The following is a 16021-nucleotide window of genomic DNA, read 5'->3' on the forward strand; positions in this document are numbered from 1 at the left end:
GTTATTTATCCTCTTCCGGAGTGTTTAACTTTTCCTGAACGGCAGACAACGGACGTGCAGGGGTATGCTTGGTACCCGGACCACCATGTGGCGTATCGTCGCCTTCACCCTGTTGTGGCCCTTTCTTAATCAGGTTAAACAGGTAGACATAGCCGATGCCAAACACTGAGCTGTAAACCAGAATAAAGGCGATCAGGCTGATGCTCATATGCAGATCACCGTGCGCGGAGACGGCATCTTTAGTCCGCAGCAGGCCATAAACGACCCACGGCTGACGACCAATTTCGGTGGTAAACCAGCCGGCCAGAAGTGCAATCAGGCCTGACGGACCCATCGCCAGCGCGAACCACAGGAACGGCCTTGAGGTGTACAGGCGATCGCGGAAGCGCAGCCACAGGCTGACAAAGCCAAGGAATATCATCAGCATGCCAAGACCGGCCATTACGCGGAAGGACCAGAAGACGATAGTCGAGTTAGGACGATCTTCTTTCGGGAAGGTTTTCAGCGCAGGCACCTGCTTATTCAGACTGTGCGTCAGGATCAGGCTGCCCAGATAGGGGATTTCCACCGCGTATTTGGTTCTTTCCTGCTCCATATCCGGGATACCGAACAGGATCAGTGGCGTTGGCTCATTAGGTGGATTTTCCCAGTGGCCTTCAATCGCCGCGATTTTAGCAGGCTGATGTTCCAGGGTGTTCAGGCCGTGGGCATCGCCCAGCATCGCCTGAATCGGGGCGACGATCAGCGCCATCCACATAGCCATCGACAGCATCTTACGGATAGCCGGGGTGTCGTTCTTACGCAGCAGATGCCACGCCGCAGATGCGCCGACGAAGAAAGCACTGGCGATGAATGCCGCTGTGGACATATGAAGAAGTCTGAACGGGAACGACGGGTTAAATACGATTTTGAACCAGTCTGCCGGGACAACAATCCCGTTCTGAATGTCATAGCCCTGAGGCGTTTGCATCCAGCTGTTAGACGCGAGGATCCAGAATGTGGAGATGAGGGTACCCAGCGCAACCATACAGGTAGCGAAGAAGTGCAGCCCAGGGCCCACACGGTTCCAGCCAAACAGCATCACACCCAGGAAGCCCGCTTCCAGGAAGAATGCGGTCAGCACTTCATAGGTCAGCAACGGACCAGTGATAGCACCAGCGAACTGGGAGAAGCCACTCCAGTTAGTACCGAACTGGTAGGCCATAACCAGACCGGACACCACGCCCATACCGAAGTTAACGGCGAAGATTTTTGACCAGAAATGATACAGGTCACGATAATCCGGGTTTTTGGTTTTCAGCCATAATCCTTCCAGAACCGCCAGGAAGCTGGCGAGGCCGATGGTGATGGCCGGGAAGAGAATATGGAAGGAAACGGTAAACGCGAACTGTATCCTTGCCAGGTGGAACGCATCTAATCCAAACATTGCTTACCTCGATCTAACATAAAAAAACTGCCTTTCTTTTTTATTTACCGGCAATTAACAAGCAGGCTACATACATAGCGAATGCCATTAAGCGGATATTTCATCGAAGGTTTGATCCTGAGACCAAATCATGTGAAGGAGTAGCTACAGTAATAGGGTTCTTGCCTATAACAGCATAGTTCTTTGCGATGAATTGTTTCACTCTCAGGTTAAAAAAATTGACTCCCTGTTAAATTAGAAAGCTCAAATGATACTGCGATGTAAAATAACTGTATCTTTAGGCTATGAAAGACTTTTTCGGGCGGGCAGGGTAGTTTATAGACGGGTTAAGAGTGTAAAAAATGGGGCGGCAGTTTATTTATAAAAAGCGCCTTAGCTATAACTTTTTGATAATTTAATCGGCCGAAGAAGGGCACTTTTTGGAAATTAATTGCGCTTTTGCGCGTCCGGCAACTGATGATGTTATTTTATTGTTGCGGTGCAGGGCTATTCTCATTAATTATAAAGTGCGTGATTGTTATCATAAGGTTAGCGTCTCAAGCTCTGTACCCTGACTGTGAAAAACACTGTAAATGTTAAACAATAAATTCTTATTTTGATTCATTCAGAATCATTTTGTTACCTTTTGACGCCACTAAGGCGTTCTTTTCTTGTCTGAGGTCAATATCTAAACGGCTATTGTATGGTGCAGGTCAGGCGAAAAAGTGGCTTGCACCCGCCTGTGTCAAAAGTTTGATCTTCCTCTCAAAATGTAAATTCAAGGTTGCCGGGGCATATCAGTGCTGCAATGTTACCGTTAACATGTTCCCCGTAACACTTACCGAAATTACCGAATACCTGACACCGATACCCGTTAAGCCCCCGGCAAGGCGGGAACTTATTTATGTGCCCCTGAACACTTTTCAGGAGCACGCACCGGAGAGAAGTTATGCCATTAGTCATCGTTGCGATTGGCGTAGTGCTGTTACTGCTGCTGATGATCCGTTTTAAACTCAACGGATTTATTGCCCTGATCCTGGTCGCACTGGCCGTTGGTGTGATGCAGGGAATGCCCGTGAACAAAGTGATTGGCTCTATCAAGGCGGGGGTTGGCGGGACGCTGGGCAGTCTGGCGTTGATCATGGGCTTTGGTGCCATGCTGGGTAAATTGCTCGCGGACTGCGGCGGTGCTCAACGCATTGCCACCACGCTGATTGCAAAGTTCGGCACCAGATACATTCAGTGGGCGGTGGTACTGACCGGCTTTACAGTAGGTTTTGCGTTGTTCTATGAAGTGGGCTTCGTGTTGCTGTTGCCTCTGGTGCTGACCATTGCAGCTTCTGCCCGCGTTCCCCTGCTGTTCGTTGGAGTGCCAATGGCGGCGGCGCTGTCCGTGACCCACGGCTTCCTGCCTCCGCATCCTGGCCCGACGGCTATCGCGACGCTGTTCCATGCTGACATGGGTAAAACCCTGCTGTTTGGCACTTTGTTAGGTATCCCAACGGTGATTCTGGCCGGCCCGGTTTATACCCGTTTCCTGAAAAGTATCGACAAGCCTATTCCGGAAGGCCTCTACAACAAAAAGACCTTTACTGAAGAAGAGATGCCTGGCTTTGGCGTCAGCGTCTGGACTTCGTTAGTGCCGGTGGTGCTGATGGCGCTGCGTGCCGTCGCCGAGATGCTGTTACCGAAAGGGCACCCGCTGCTGGCCTATGCCGAATTCTTCGGTGATCCGATCATGGCCACGCTGATTGCCGTGCTGATTGCGATCTTTACCTTTGGTCTTAACCGTGGCCGCACCATGGATGAGGTGATGGGAACCCTGACGGATTCGATCAAAATCATCGCCATGATGCTGTTGATCATCGGCGGTGGCGGGGCGTTCAAGCAGGTACTGGTCGACAGCGGCGTGGACAAGTACATTGCAGGCCTGATGGAAGGCAGTAATATTTCGCCTATCATACTCGCCTGGTCAGTTGCTGCTGCACTGCGTATTGCACTGGGTTCCGCCACCGTTGCGGCGATCACTGCCGGGGGAATTGTTGCTCCCATTATCGCCACTACCGGCGTCAGCCCGGAACTGATGGTGATTGCGGTAGGCTCCGGGAGCGTGATTTTCTCCCACGTCAACGACCCTGGCTTCTGGCTGTTCAAGGAGTATTTTAACCTGACTATCGGCGAGACTATTCGCGCCTGGTCCGGGCTGGAAACCGTGATTGCCGTTTGTGGCCTGGTTGGCTGTCTGCTGATGCAGGCCGTGATTTAACCTGTTAAAAGCCGGGACAGATCCTCTGTCCCGGATTGCTCTTCTCCCCTCTATGCCCGCCCGATATCACTCCCTGCTATTTTTCCCGGAAAGTTGCTTATAAACCCAGTCATGTATACTATCACATTGATATAATTTGATTTTTTTGACTAAAGCCAAATTTTCACACCCAAACAATAACGAATCAGCTCGCTTCTTTTCAGGTGCAGGCCACTCACTTTTTTTCATAACGCGTTCTGCTTAAACGGTTAATTATCCTTGTCTCTTTTTAACAGGTCTGCGGGCGTTTGCCTTTGGGGATTGATGCAGTATGGAAATTGAACAAACACCGGCGGCCTTGCCCCCGGAGCTGCCGCTGGACGGTATTCCTCAGGAGATCCTGCGGCTGGGGAAACGTCTGGCAGAGACAAAGTATAAAATAGACATGCTCGGTAAAGAGGGGTGGGGCGAACTCACCGCTAACCTGCACGGTCTGGAAAGCAGTGGCGAATGGGATGGGCCAGATGATGCCCTGACGTTCTTCAGCAAAGTATTTCCTTTTGCCATGCTGCCTGCGGAGACTGACCCGCTGGGGATCTTCCAGGTTCCCACTGAACGGGTTATAGGCCGTAGCTGGCGCTGGTGGCCTGAACATATGAATGCCAACAGCGAAGCGAAGCTGACTGAGCATCTTAATGGCCCTTTTGCGGCAGAAAGCACCTCCTGGTATTTCCTGCCGGCGCTTGGCGTACTGCTTGCGGCACAGGGGCAAAGCCGGGTGAACTATTGCCGCCAGCGCAATATTCCTTTTATAACCGCCAGAGTCAGTCACCTCAGTTATCCGCCTGCCGACCGGTTCCGACTCTACCATGTTACCAAAGGCCAGACCCGGCAGAGCTGGGTGGTCTGCAACGACCGTTACCTGCAACCGGTACTGTGGCCGCGCATTACTTTACCGGCGCTGACCACCTATGGGGTTCACAGCGGTAGCTGGCCGCTAACCTTTCCCCCGGTCGACCGTATTTTTGACGAGCTGCATAATCCGCAGCCTGCGGCAGATTTTGTTGCTCCCTGCGTCGATCTGCTGGCAGTGAACGAGGCGATTGAAGCAGAAAGAGAGGCGGCAAAAAAGGCGAAGAAGCCGGTCAAGATGGCCCTCAGCGATATGGATATCACCAATATTTTGCCGGTCAGCATGACGGTGACGTTCTTCTTTATCCTGTCGCTGGTGATTGCGGGCATGACTGCCGGAGAGGGCCTGGCTGGCTGTGTCAGTCTGCTGGTGTGCGGGATGGCAGGCAGCCTGCTGCTGTTCCTGGTCACGCCAGTATTTTTAGTCAGTAAGCGGCTGCGCAAAGAGCCCCAGGCTGAAATGCAGGCGCAAACCGGGCAGCAAGCATTGCCGGAAAAGGCTGAAAGTCAGACGCCTGCAGCCTGAGGTTACTGCATCAGCCTCTAGTCAGAAGCCTGAACCGGTATTCAGACCAGGCTGGTGATGCTTATCCTACTGCACCAGCTTATGGCTGATGGCGTATTTCACAATATCGGCATTGCTGGTGAACTGCATTTTTTCCATCATGCGCGATTTATAGGTGCTCACGGTTTTATTGCTGATTGACAGGGCGTCCGCTATCGCATTGATGGTCTCGCCGTGCGCCAGCATCAGCAGGATTTGACGTTCGCGAGTGGTCAGCGTTTCGTGCAGGGCACGGTTGCCATTCTGGTATTCGGCAAACACTATCTCCTGCGCTAAATCGTGATCGATATAGCGGGAGCCTTTTGCCACGCTGCGGATAGCGGCCAGCAACGCATCCGGATTTTTATCTTTAGTGATATAGCCCAGAGCGCCGCAGTTCAGCACGCGACGGGCAATCTGCGGTTCGTTGAACATGCTCAGCACCAGAATAGGCAAATCCTTGTATTGCGCAGTGATACGGTTGATCAAATCTTCGCCGCTGATGCCAGGCATGGAAATATCCAGCAACAGCAGATCAAGCCCGCCCAGACGTAATCGCTCCAGCACCTGAGTGCCATCTCCTGCTTCACCCACCACATCAATCCGGTCATCCAGCGCAAAAATCTGTTTCAATCCTTCGCGCATTAACGCGTGATCGTCGGCGATCACTAACCTGATTACTTCACTCATCCTGGTTCCCTGGTAAAGGCCTTTTGCGAGCCGCGACTATAGCAGCCCAGTGTGACTATTTTGCTGAAAGCGGAAGGGTAATCTCCAGCAGCGTCCCTTCGCCGGGTTGACTGGTGATCGAGGCAAAGCCGTTGAGCATATCCACCCGCTCTTTAATGCCCAGCAGCCCAAAGGCATCCTGCCGGACTGACTGAATTTTAAAACCCTGACCATTATCGCGGATCTGGATCACCACTGACTCACGGCTGGTCTGCACAATGATCGAGACTTTACTGGCGTTGGCGTGCCGGGAAACATTGGTCAGCGACTCCTGCACCACCCGAAACACGGCGGTGACGGCCTGGTCGCTGAGCGCGATGGGTTTGCCCTCCGGCACTATCAGCATACAGGCGCAGCGGCTGTGCTTTACAAACTCATCCCTGAGCCACTCCAGCGCCGGAACCAGCCCCATGTTCAGCATATTGGGCCGCAGACGGGTGGAAACATCACGCACTACCTGGATAGTGCTGTCGATCAGTGTCATCAGATAGTCGACCTGCTGCGTCACTCTGGCCGGGCTTTTTGCCTGCATTCCCATCACTGACAGGCCTGCGCGCAAACTGGTCAGATGCTGGCCGAGTTCATCGTGGATCTCCCGGGCAATATGCTTACGTTCATCTTCCGTCTGCTGCTGTTGATTACTGGCCAGCAGACGCATTTGTTGATGCGCAGCGCGGACTTCATTTTCGACTTCACGCAGCCGGGTGATATCCCGCCCTACGGCCAGAATAGAGACCACTTCTCCGCGCAGGTCATATTCGGGCACGCAGCGGACGTGCAGCACCATAGTGCGGTCGCCAAACCGGGCTTCCAGCTCCGCTTCGCTTTTCTCTCCGCTTGCCAGCGTGTTCGACACCAGCCGGAACAGGCGCATGCCCACATCATCAAAGGGAATGGTGTCGGTTAAGCACCAGCCCTGGGCCTGCTCTTCGCTGCAGCCGATTAACTCCAGCACTAACGGATTGGCATACTGACAGCGCATCTGAATATCGAAACGGGCGATCAGATCCGGTGAATTCTCCACCAGGGACCTGAACTGCTGCTCCTGTTGAAGATAGCGTTCGGTACGCTGTTTCAGCTCACGAACATCCCGCACGACGTTAAGTACCAGCGTCTGACCCTGGTGCTCGTAGGTGCTTGAACTGACCTCAACCGGGATCATCTCGCCATTGTGCATCCGGTGCTGAGAGGTAAAGCGGATGCCTTCAGGGCGCATACTGAGTTTCCACCACAGGGCAGTAACATCAGGATCGAGTAACTCTCCGTCAATATCGGCGTAGCTTAATCGGATCAACTGCTGATATTTATACCCTAACATTTCGCAGGCTTTATTATTGATATAAGCCAGCCTGGCGTCCTTGCCAACTAAATAGATAGCGTCATTGACTTTGTCAAGCGCAAAGTCGGGTAAGATCGTCCGACCGTCATCCGGGTTGTTACTCACATTGAGGCTGAATATTTCAGACGAAAGCATCTCTCTCTCTGAAGGTTAAAAAGTAAAGTTGTAATAAGCATAGATTATATTACCGCAGAGGAGATCGTGGATAGCGATTTGCCATAGCGATCAATTACACCAAATAATCCCTGCGCTGACTATCGATATTCTCTGAAAATGGTGGCAGTGTGCAAATTAATAATCGTCACGGCGTATGACCTGAAAAGTTTCCTTTGTTCAGCTTATTGTGCTTTTAAGCGCCTCGCGGACTCGTGACAGGCGGGATTTTACCGTGCCCAGAGGAATGTCCAGTGAAGTGGCCACATCCTGATAGCTGCCGTTGCGCTCCACCAAAATAGTCAGCATCTGTCGCGTCTCTTCAGGCAGCTTATCAATAGAGAGCGCCATAACGCTAAGCAGTTGATCATTGGCGATGATATCACTGGGATCGCAATCCTGAATCAGTTCCAGCACGTTATCTTCATTAAGGCTGTCAAACAGATAGCGATTTTGATGCGTTTTGTAATAGTTGCGAATTAAATTTGCCGCAATGCCGAACAGCCAGGTCTCCGGGCGGGAGGCCCCTAAAAATTTGTGGCTGTTACGTAACACCTCCACGCAGGTCATTTGCGCAATATCCTCAACGTCTTCGCGGTTAGAAACACGCTTACGGATAAAATTATGCAGCTTGCGATTCTGCTCGCACAGGATTTCCGGCCATAATATTCCCACCGGGACTTCAGGTAAAAACGCTCTTTCTGCGGGTGAAGAAGTTAACATATTTACGCTCCTGAAATTAATAAACAGCCTGCTTAATCTCATATAGCAAGGAGCGTGCCAGGCACTAAAAAGGGCGCGGAAGGGGATTATTGCTGTGGTTTTTATATTGCTTAAGAATCATCTGAGACAAAATCTGACCGATAGCTAAAATTCGCTGTGCAATTTTTTACACTAATAACGCCGGTTTAATATTTCACTCTGACCAGGTATTTAAAATACCTCTTATCCCGCTTTTAATTCGGGAACTTATTGCCTCCTGCTGCCACGTAACAGAATCGCGAAAGCAACCACGAGTCCGAAATGATAAAAGTTCAGTCCTCCCTTCAATTTCAGCAAGCCTTGTCAAAAACGCTGCTTAAGCAGGAGAGCCCCTCCTCCCGGGCAGCAGGGGCTGACGTTCGTACCCGACCTGTTAACACCGGGTCGGCTGCGGCAGCGCTGACAGATTCTCTGGAAGAGATCGGCATGATGTTCAGTGAAAAAGTGGAGAAAAAAACCAAAGGGCTGAACCGGCGACAGATCAATACCCAGCATTTACGCAGCAATCGTGGAGCTGTGGAACGTATTGAACGGCTGGGCGAGCTTTATCAGATGCTGGATGGACAGCAGCAGGATCGTCTGGAAACCCGCATGAGCGCGCTGAAGGATGTGCTCAGTAAAGGGTCGGAGCCCGAAGCTGAGGAGCTGGTGCGGGCAGCAGATAACGATCCGGCCCGCTGCGATTTACTGTTGCGTATGACCCTGCGGGAAGCTGACCGCACAGGGGATATGCAGACTGCCGCCGCCGCAAGTTATGGGCTGGATAAGCTGGATGAGCAGTTTGGTGACCGGGTACGTGCCGGGCTGAACACCGCGCCCGCCATAGCAAGCTTTACTACCGATCCCACAGAGAAGCAGGGGATGCGCGACCTCTATTACAACGGCATCGTCAAACATCAGTCGCCTGGCGTGATCCTGGACAGCCTGCTGGAACGTTTTGGGCGCGAGCAGTTTATGCCCGGCCTGCGAACGCTGCAACGCGCGCTGGCAGAAGATATCGCCTCGCTGACTCCCTCTATCTCCTCGCGATCGCTGCATAAAATTCATCTCGGGCTGAGTGAAGCGGGCAAGCTCACCCAGCTGATTGACGACAGCAATAAAATGCTGCATGACCTGCGTTCGCGGGGAAAAATTCCTGCTTCGGCGCTGGGCGGTATAGAGATGACCCGTCGCCTGCTGAACGTGGCGGATTCAGGCCTTCAGGGCCGCGACATCACGGGTCTGGGTAAAGAGTTTGCCGGAGAGAAGCCGGGGGCGCAGATGCTGTTTTTCAACGGCCTGTTACCGCTGATGAATGCGATGTCACCGATGCTGTGGCGCGACCGGAATCAGCGTCCCGAAGCGGCAAAAATGCTGCGTAGCGTCATTGGCATGCTGGTGGATAACGAGCATAAAGCCGCTGCGAAGCGCTAAGGAGAGAAGGGCATGAACAGCATGTTTTTGATACTGAATCGCATTGCGCTGGGGGCGATGCAACGCTCCGAAATCATCGGTGCGATGTTTGCGATGGCCATTGTATTTATGCTGATCATCCCGTTACCGCTGGGGCTGATTGATACGCTGATTGCGCTGAATATCTGTATCTCCTCGTTGCTGGTCGTGCTGGCGATGTATCTGCCTAAGCCCCTGGCGTTCTCCAGCTTTCCGGCCGTGCTGTTGCTGACCACCATGTTCCGGCTGGCGCTCTCCATCTCCACGACCCGACAGATTCTGGTTCAGCAGGATGCCGGGCATATCGTGGCAGCCTTCGGCACCTTTGTGGTAGGCGGCAACCTGGCGGTGGGAATGGTGATGTTTCTGATCCTGACGGTGGTGAACTTTCTGGTGATCACCAAAGGTTCTGAACGCGTTGCTGAAGTTGCCGCCCGTTTCACCCTGGATGCCATGCCGGGCAAGCAGATGTCGATCGACAGCGATTTGCGTGCCGGGATGATTGACGTGAATACGGCAAAACGCCGCCGTGTCGATCTGGCCAAAGAGAGTCAGCTCTTCGGGGCGATGGACGGGGCAATGAAGTTTGTCAAAGGGGATGCCATTGCCGGACTGGTGATCCTGTTTATTAACCTGATTGGTGGCTTCAGCATTGGTGTGATGCAGCTGGGAATGCCCGCTGGGGATGCGATGCACACCTACTCGGTACTGACCATCGGTGATGGCCTGATTGCACAAATCCCCGCACTATTGATCTCTCTGACCGCCGGGATGATCATCACCCGCGTTTCGTCTGACAGCGACATCGGTGAAGATAATAACATTGGTCGCGAGATTGCCGAACAGCTCACCAGCCAGCCCAAAGCCTGGATCCTCTCCTCCATTGGGATGTTTGGCTTTGCCCTGTTGCCCGGCATGCCTACCGGCGTGTTTGTTATTCTGGCGGTTCTTACGCTCGCCACCGGCAGTTTTCAGGTCTGGCGGGCGAAGCGGGCGCTGGTTTCCAGCCAGCCGCAGATGGAGAACGAAGTCATCCCGCCGGAACTCAACGGCACTGAAGATTTACGCCAGTTCAATCCAACCCGGCCCTATCTTTTGCAGTTTCCCTCCGGCGCCAGGGGGACCAGCGAAACCCTGGAGCTGGTGCAGGCGATCCGCCGGATGCGTAACAGCATCGTATATAACTATGGCTTCACGCTGCCTGCATTTGATATCGAATTTCAGGAACTGCTGCCTGCCGACGAATTTCGGTATTCGGTATATGAAATTCCCCGCGTCACCGGCACTTTCCAGGTGGGGCAAATTGCAGTGGCGCTGCGTGGCCATGAACATCTTGCAGAAGAAGAGGGTGTCATTCCCGGAACCGAGGCCCGGAGCGAGGCTGACCTGCTCTGGCTTCCTGCTGAGCATCCGCTGTTGCAAAATGAAGAGGTGCCCCGCTGGACTTTTCATGAGCTGCTGCTGAAACGCATGGAAAACGCCATTCATGCCAGCGCCCCGCATTTTATCGGTCTGCAGGAAACCCGCGCGTTGATGAGCTGGCTCGAAACCGAACAGCCGGAACTGGCGCAGGAACTGCAGCGGGTGATGCCGATTGCCCGCTTCTCTAACGTGCTGCAAAACCTGGTGGCGGAACGCATCCCCCTGCGCTCTGTGCGTGCCATTGCGGAAGCGCTGATCGAGCATGGCCAGCATGAGCGGGATATCAGCCTGCTGACCGATCTGGTCCGCATCTCGCTGAAAGAACATATCTGCTATCAGTACAGCCGCGAAGATGGCCTGCATGTCTGGCTGCTGACGCCGGAGATGGAGGAGCAATTGCGTGATTCGCTGCGTCAGACCCAGAGCGAGGTCTTCTTTGCGCTGGCTCAGGAGCAAAACATGGCGATCCTCGCCCAGCTTCGCAACGCCTTCTCCCCGGACAATCCCTGCTTTGCCGTACTGCTGGTGGCGCAGGATCTTCGCAGCCCGCTGCGGGGATTGATCCAGGACGAATTCCATCAGGTGCCGGTGCTGTCGTTTGCCGAACTGCAATCAAACCTGTCGATTAACGTAGTGGGTCGCCTTGATCTGGATGATTCAGCCGAATCCTTTGATGCTTAGGGAGCTGATTATGTTTGAGCTACGTGTGTTAACAGGCCGCCACCAGGGGGCGGCTTTACCCGTGACTGGCGGAGAGTGGAGCCTGGGATCGGCTGAAGAGGCCGATCTGTTGCTCAGTGACAGCGGTGTACTGGCGCAGCATGCCAGGCTGATTTTTACCGAAGATCGCTGGCAATTACAGGCCAGCGAAGGACAGATACGCACGGCTCAGGGTGAGGCTGTCAATCTTCTTGATCCGCTGCCCGTGGATCAGCCCTTTGCTCTGGGGGAGACCTGGCTGAGCCTGACCCCGGCGGAAACCCCGTGGGAGGAGATGGTTTGCGCACCTCAGCCCGCAATCGCTCCTGTTGTCCCGTCTTCCCCGCCAGAGGCGGCTCCTCAGCCTTCACGCACCTTTTCTCGCGGCGTACAGGTGCTGTCAGTCAGCCTGATCCTGCTGCTCAGCTTTACCATCATCAGCTGGATCCTTCAGCCCACGGTGGCACAAACTTCCACCACCGGATCCCATCGCAAAGTGCTGGAGACATTGCAGGAAGTCCGTCCCCCTCTGGTGGCGATGCTGCGCGACAGGGGGCTGACGCCTGGCGTGAAAATCGACATGGGCAAAGGGACGCTGATCCTCAATGGAGAACTGAGCAAAGAGAAACTGCAAATCCTTGAGCGGATGCTGGTGCGGTTCCAGGCGCAGTATAACGTCCTGCCCAAACTGGTGAACAACACCCGTGAGTACAGTGCAAAACTGCCGTTCCGCATCGTGCAAATTACCACCGGCAAACGGGCTAATGTGGTCACGGATGCCGGAGACCGCCTGTTTATCGGCGATCAGGTGGATGAGCTGCGGCTGGTGGCTATTACCTCCAGTGAAATTGAATTTGCCGGACGTGAACATATCAAGGTGAACTGGTGATGCAGCCTGAACTCGATCGCTGGTTCAGCCAGCATCAGCAGCGCCTGTCGCGCTTTGCCCCCGTAGCGGTGTTTGGCCGTATCACCGGGATCAGCGGCATTCTGCTGGAAAGCAGCCTCCCCGGCGCACGCATTGGCGATCTCTGCCGCATCGAAGGCAAAAACAACCAGCCGGTGCTGGCCGAAGTGGTGGGATTTAATCCGCACCACACGCTGCTTTCCGCCCTTGGCCAGCTTGATGGCATCGCGCAGGGTGCCAGGGTTACGCCTCTTTATCAGCCTCACAGCATCCGCGTGTCGGAAGCGCTGCTGGGCAGCGTGCTGGACGGCTTTGGTCGTCCGATTGAAGAGGGCAGCCTCAGCGCGTTTGCTCAGCCGGGCGACACCGAAGGCATTAAACCGGTACTCGGCGATGCCCCTCCGCCCACTGAACGGCCCCGAATTGATACGCCGTTGCCGACAGGGATGCGGGCCATTGATGGCCTGCTGACGCTGGGGGTGGGCCAGCGGGTTGGGATTTTTGCCGGCGCTGGCTGTGGTAAGACCACGCTGCTGGCAGAGCTGGCGCGCAATACACCCTGTGATGTGATTGTCTTCGGGTTGATTGGCGAGCGTGGTCGCGAACTGCGCGAATTCCTCGATCACGAACTGGACAGTGAACTCCGTAGCCGCACCGTGTTGCTGTGCGCCACCTCCGACCGCAGCAGCATGGAGCGTGCGCGGGCCGCTTTTACCGCGACCGCCATTGCCGAAGCCTTTCGCGACCAGGGCAAAAGCGTGCTGCTGATCTTGGACTCACTGACGCGTTTTGCCCGTGCGCAACGTGAGATTGGCCTGGCGCTGGGCGAGCCACCGGGACGCGGCGGGCTGCCACCTTCTGTTTATACCCTGTTGCCCACGCTGCTGGAGCGCGCCGGTCAGACCGCGACCGGCTCCATCACCGCGCTCTATTCGGTGCTGATCGAGCAGGATTCGATGAACGATCCGGTAGCGGATGAAGTGCGCTCGCTGATTGACGGCCATATCGTGCTGACGCGCAAGCTGGCAGAAAGAGGCCACTATCCAGCCATTGATGTGCTGGCCAGCCTCAGTCGTACCATGACCAACGTGGTCGCCAGACAACAGGTCAGCGAAGCCACCTCTGTTCGCCGGTTAATGGCGGCCTGGCAGCAGGTCGAGATGCTTATCCGCCTTGGCGAATATCAGCCAGGCAACGACAGCCTCACCGATGCAGCCGTGCAGGCGCAGGGCGCGATCAATGGCTACCTGCAACAGGCAATGCGTGACCCTTCAAACTTTGATCAAACCTGTTTTCACCTGTCGGAGGTAAGCCGTTATGCGCCGTCACAGCCAGCCTGAACCTGAAGAAGAGGTGGATGCCTCTGCCGCAGAACTGCAGCGCACGCTCAATCTGCTGCTGCCGATCCGCCGCCAGCGTCTTAACCGCAGTGAACGCCAGCAGCGCGAACAGGAGCAGGCGCTGCAGGCGGTAAAAGATAAAACCACCCTGACGGAACAGCATCTGGCCGAGCGGCAGGGTGACTATCAGCAGATCCGCAGTACTTTTATGCACAACAACGGCGGGGTTCAGCAGGCAAAGTTTCGGCTGGAACGGGCGCTGCAAGCCGAGCAGCAGGCCGCGGACAAAGTCGATAACGAACGCCTCAACCTGCATCAGCTGGCTGAGCAGCAACAGCACCAACAGGTGCAGGTGGAACATGCCCGCCAGGCAACCCGCCAGCGCCAGCAGGAAGTGGAAAAACTGGAATATCTTCTGCAGGAGGCATTTGGATGATCCGCACCCTTTCTCAGATTGCAGCGCTTCAGCAGGCGCAGCATCAGGCTACCGAGCGGCAGGCACAACATCAGCGTGATAATCAGCGCCAGGCCCGCCAGCAATTTTTACACTCGCGTGAGGCGCAGCGTGACGATCCCCGTGCGGCCTTATCTGCACGTCCCCCCAGCGTTCAGCAAACGTCAGTTTCCCCCCGCCCTTCATTGCGCAATGAGGGCAGACGCCCGACTCGTGAAGAGGATGCGCTGTTCAGCGCGATGCTGGAAAGCGATGAGGTGACGATCCCGTTGCTGGCGCTGGATCAGAGCGGAGACCAGCAGCAGGGGTTTACTCAACTGGATGAAACGCCCGCCGCAGGTGCTCCGCCTGCGATGGCGATGTGGCAGGAGATTGAACCTGCCCTGATTTCTGCCCTGGCTGGCACCCCTCCCGGTGAAATGATGCTGACCCTGATGCTGCCAAAACTGGGGAACGTGGGCGCGCATATGACGGCGCTGCCCGGAGGCGGCTGGGATATTGCGCTGCATTTGCAGCCCGGTGCCTGGCAGGCGCTGCTGCCTCATCAGGAGCGCTGCCGTTTTTCTTTGCGGCAGAAAATGGCCTGCCGGATGCGCCTGCGTTTTGAACGCCAGGAGCCGGGTAGGGAGCCGGAAGCATGACGGCGCTGCGGTTACCGAAGATGAGCAGGGAAGAGGCCCGGCTGCGTCAGCGGATCGGCGCGGGCTGCAGTTATCCCTATTTTCTGGCGGGCGAGCAGGGTGTGCTGCGATTGACGCTGGCTCAGGGGCCGCGACCACCGGAGATGAGCCACTGGCAAACCGGCATCGGTACAGTGCAGCTTTCGGCGGCCCAGCCGGTGCTGTCGCTGATGTCCGGATGCCCGACTTTTGCCCTCCCGCCCTCGTCTGAGAGCCAGGCCTGGTACTGGCCGTGGTGGAATCAGCAACTTTCTGCCGAACTTCTTGCGTTGTTCAGCCACTTAGCTGTTGAGCCAGAGAAAACAGCGCCGGGCGAGCTGTTGTTGACCCTGACCCTGGAGTGGGGCGGACAACGCGCGCACAGCCTGCTTTCCCTCTCTGCTCAGAGCCTGGCATTACTGATAACCAAACCCGGCTGGCAGCAGGATGCCTGGCCACTGCCGGAGAGCATGATGCTGACCCTGCCAGTGATTACTGGCGAACTTGAGCTGTCGTCAGACGCGCTGCAGGCACTGCGCTGTGGGGATGTTTTACTCCCCCTGAAGCCAGGTTCACCCCTGACGGACGGGGTTCACTCCGCTGCGGTGCGCGCTGGTTTTACGGAGAAGTGCAGATGCAGTCTGGCCCGACGGCCCATTTTTATCTTACCGAAACGGAGAGACAGAACGTGACCCTGACCCCTGATGAGTTTGAGCACGAGCACATGAACCACCCTGAATCCCACTGGGATACTGAACCTGTGACCGCGGAGACTGATTTTGCTCCGCTGCCCTTGTCCCTGTCGGTTCGCTGCGGCCAGCTGAAACTCACGCTTGGGGAGCTGCAACAGTTAAGCCCCGGCTCAATGGTGATGATCAATAACGTCACGCCTGGGGAAGCGATCCTCTGTCATGGGGATTATCCGCTGGCGAAAGGGGAGCTGGTGGATGTGGAAGGGCGTCTTGGCCTGCAGATAACCCATATGCTGCCCGGCAGCAAGAACCCGCTGGCCCGCTGATC

14 protein-coding genes are annotated in these 16021 nt (G+C 55.2%); 10 read left to right on the forward strand and 4 right to left on the reverse strand.

Going from position 1 to position 16021, the window contains the following annotated elements:
• Position 1: 1 nt before the first annotated feature.
• The gene (locus VRC33_RS06475; RefSeq protein WP_338562023.1) at positions 2–1426 is read right to left on the reverse strand and encodes a cytochrome ubiquinol oxidase subunit I; all 1425 of its coding nucleotides are present in this window, start codon (positions 1424–1426) and stop codon (positions 2–4) included.
• Between the two features lie 928 nt (positions 1427–2354).
• On the opposite strand from VRC33_RS06475, the gene gntT reads away from it, so the two are divergent.
• Positions 2355–3671: a gluconate transporter gene (gntT, locus tag VRC33_RS06480; RefSeq protein ID WP_338562025.1), complete on the forward strand. Its 1317-nt coding sequence runs from the start codon at positions 2355–2357 to the stop codon at positions 3669–3671.
• A 310-nt stretch (positions 3672–3981) separates the two neighbouring features.
• Positions 3982–5088, forward strand: coding sequence for a hypothetical protein (locus VRC33_RS06485; RefSeq protein WP_338562027.1), 1107 nt, complete (start codon positions 3982–3984; stop codon positions 5086–5088).
• Between the two features lie 66 nt (positions 5089–5154).
• Here VRC33_RS06485 and VRC33_RS06490 read toward each other — a convergent pair whose 3' ends face one another.
• The 3 genes from VRC33_RS06490 to VRC33_RS06500 all read right to left on the reverse strand — a co-directional run bounded on the left by VRC33_RS06490 (position 5155) and on the right by VRC33_RS06500 (position 8050).
• A complete protein-coding gene (locus tag VRC33_RS06490; RefSeq protein WP_338562029.1) occupies positions 5155–5796 on the reverse strand; it encodes a response regulator transcription factor in 642 nt (213 codons plus the stop codon).
• Between the two features lie 55 nt (positions 5797–5851).
• Positions 5852–7309: a PAS domain S-box protein gene (locus tag VRC33_RS06495; protein WP_338562031.1), complete on the reverse strand. Its 1458-nt coding sequence runs from the start codon at positions 7307–7309 to the stop codon at positions 5852–5854.
• Positions 7310–7507: 198 nt separating this feature from the next.
• On the reverse strand, positions 7508–8050 hold the full coding sequence (locus VRC33_RS06500) for an RNA polymerase sigma factor (RefSeq protein ID WP_338562033.1): 543 nt from the start codon (positions 8048–8050) through the stop codon (positions 7508–7510).
• 339 nt (positions 8051–8389) lie between these two features.
• Here VRC33_RS06500 and sctW point away from each other — a divergent pair, with 339 nt between their 5' ends.
• Genes sctW through VRC33_RS06540 form a run of 8 tightly spaced genes read left to right on the forward strand, consistent with a single transcriptional unit; the run spans position 8390 to position 16019 of the window.
• Positions 8390–9502 (forward strand): type III secretion system gatekeeper subunit SctW, encoded by a 1113-nt coding sequence (gene sctW / locus VRC33_RS06505; protein WP_338562036.1) that lies wholly within the window; start codon positions 8390–8392, stop codon positions 9500–9502.
• Between the two features lie 12 nt (positions 9503–9514).
• Entirely contained in the window at positions 9515–11623 is a 2109-nt protein-coding gene (sctV, locus tag VRC33_RS06510) for a type III secretion system export apparatus subunit SctV (protein WP_338562038.1), read from the forward strand.
• A gap of 10 nt (positions 11624–11633) precedes the next feature.
• Positions 11634–12530, forward strand: coding sequence for an FHA domain-containing protein (locus tag VRC33_RS06515; RefSeq protein ID WP_338562040.1), 897 nt, complete (start codon positions 11634–11636; stop codon positions 12528–12530).
• A complete protein-coding gene (gene sctN / locus VRC33_RS06520; RefSeq protein WP_338564111.1) occupies positions 12530–13888 on the forward strand; it encodes a type III secretion system ATPase SctN in 1359 nt (452 codons plus the stop codon). The genes VRC33_RS06515 and sctN overlap by 1 nt, the downstream gene beginning before the upstream one ends.
• Entirely contained in the window at positions 13866–14324 is a 459-nt protein-coding gene (locus tag VRC33_RS06525; RefSeq protein WP_338562042.1) for a type III secretion protein, read from the forward strand. Before sctN ends, VRC33_RS06525 begins: the two co-directional genes overlap by 23 nt.
• On the forward strand, positions 14321–14983 hold the full coding sequence (locus VRC33_RS06530; protein ID WP_338562044.1) for a type III secretion system HrpP C-terminal domain-containing protein: 663 nt from the start codon (positions 14321–14323) through the stop codon (positions 14981–14983). The genes VRC33_RS06525 and VRC33_RS06530 overlap by 4 nt, the downstream gene beginning before the upstream one ends.
• Positions 14980–15693: a hypothetical protein gene (locus VRC33_RS06535; protein ID WP_338567567.1), complete on the forward strand. Its 714-nt coding sequence runs from the start codon at positions 14980–14982 to the stop codon at positions 15691–15693. Before VRC33_RS06530 ends, VRC33_RS06535 begins: the two co-directional genes overlap by 4 nt.
• Complete coding sequence (locus VRC33_RS06540; RefSeq protein WP_338562048.1) at positions 15690–16019, forward strand: FliM/FliN family flagellar motor switch protein; 330 nt, start codon at positions 15690–15692, stop codon at positions 16017–16019. The genes VRC33_RS06535 and VRC33_RS06540 overlap by 4 nt, the downstream gene beginning before the upstream one ends.
• The last annotated feature ends 2 nt before the right edge of the window (positions 16020–16021 follow it).

Origin of the sequence: Erwinia sp. E_sp_B01_1 (genome assembly GCF_036865545.1) — a bacterium.
In the GTDB taxonomy this organism is placed as follows: Bacteria; Pseudomonadota; Gammaproteobacteria; order Enterobacterales; family Enterobacteriaceae; genus Erwinia.

Coding starts and splice junctions, on each gene's coding strand:
- sctN (WP_338564111.1), top strand. CDS start 12,530: ATGCAGCCTGAACTCGATCGCTGGTTCAGCCAGCATCAGCAGCGCCTG.
- VRC33_RS06530 (WP_338562044.1), top strand. CDS start 14,321: ATGATCCGCACCCTTTCTCAGATTGCAGCGCTTCAGCAGGCGCAGCAT.
- VRC33_RS06475 (WP_338562023.1), bottom strand. CDS start 1,426: ATGTTTGGATTAGATGCGTTCCACCTGGCAAGGATACAGTTCGCGTTT.
- VRC33_RS06500 (WP_338562033.1), bottom strand. CDS start 8,050: ATGTTAACTTCTTCACCCGCAGAAAGAGCGTTTTTACCTGAAGTCCCG.
- VRC33_RS06490 (WP_338562029.1), bottom strand. CDS start 5,796: ATGAGTGAAGTAATCAGGTTAGTGATCGCCGACGATCACGCGTTAATG.
- VRC33_RS06535 (WP_338567567.1), top strand. CDS start 14,980: ATGACGGCGCTGCGGTTACCGAAGATGAGCAGGGAAGAGGCCCGGCTG.
- VRC33_RS06485 (WP_338562027.1), top strand. CDS start 3,982: ATGGAAATTGAACAAACACCGGCGGCCTTGCCCCCGGAGCTGCCGCTG.
- VRC33_RS06495 (WP_338562031.1), bottom strand. CDS start 7,309: ATGCTTTCGTCTGAAATATTCAGCCTCAATGTGAGTAACAACCCGGAT.
- sctV (WP_338562038.1), top strand. CDS start 9,515: ATGAACAGCATGTTTTTGATACTGAATCGCATTGCGCTGGGGGCGATG.
- gntT (WP_338562025.1), top strand. CDS start 2,355: ATGCCATTAGTCATCGTTGCGATTGGCGTAGTGCTGTTACTGCTGCTG.
- VRC33_RS06515 (WP_338562040.1), top strand. CDS start 11,634: ATGTTTGAGCTACGTGTGTTAACAGGCCGCCACCAGGGGGCGGCTTTA.
- VRC33_RS06525 (WP_338562042.1), top strand. CDS start 13,866: ATGCGCCGTCACAGCCAGCCTGAACCTGAAGAAGAGGTGGATGCCTCT.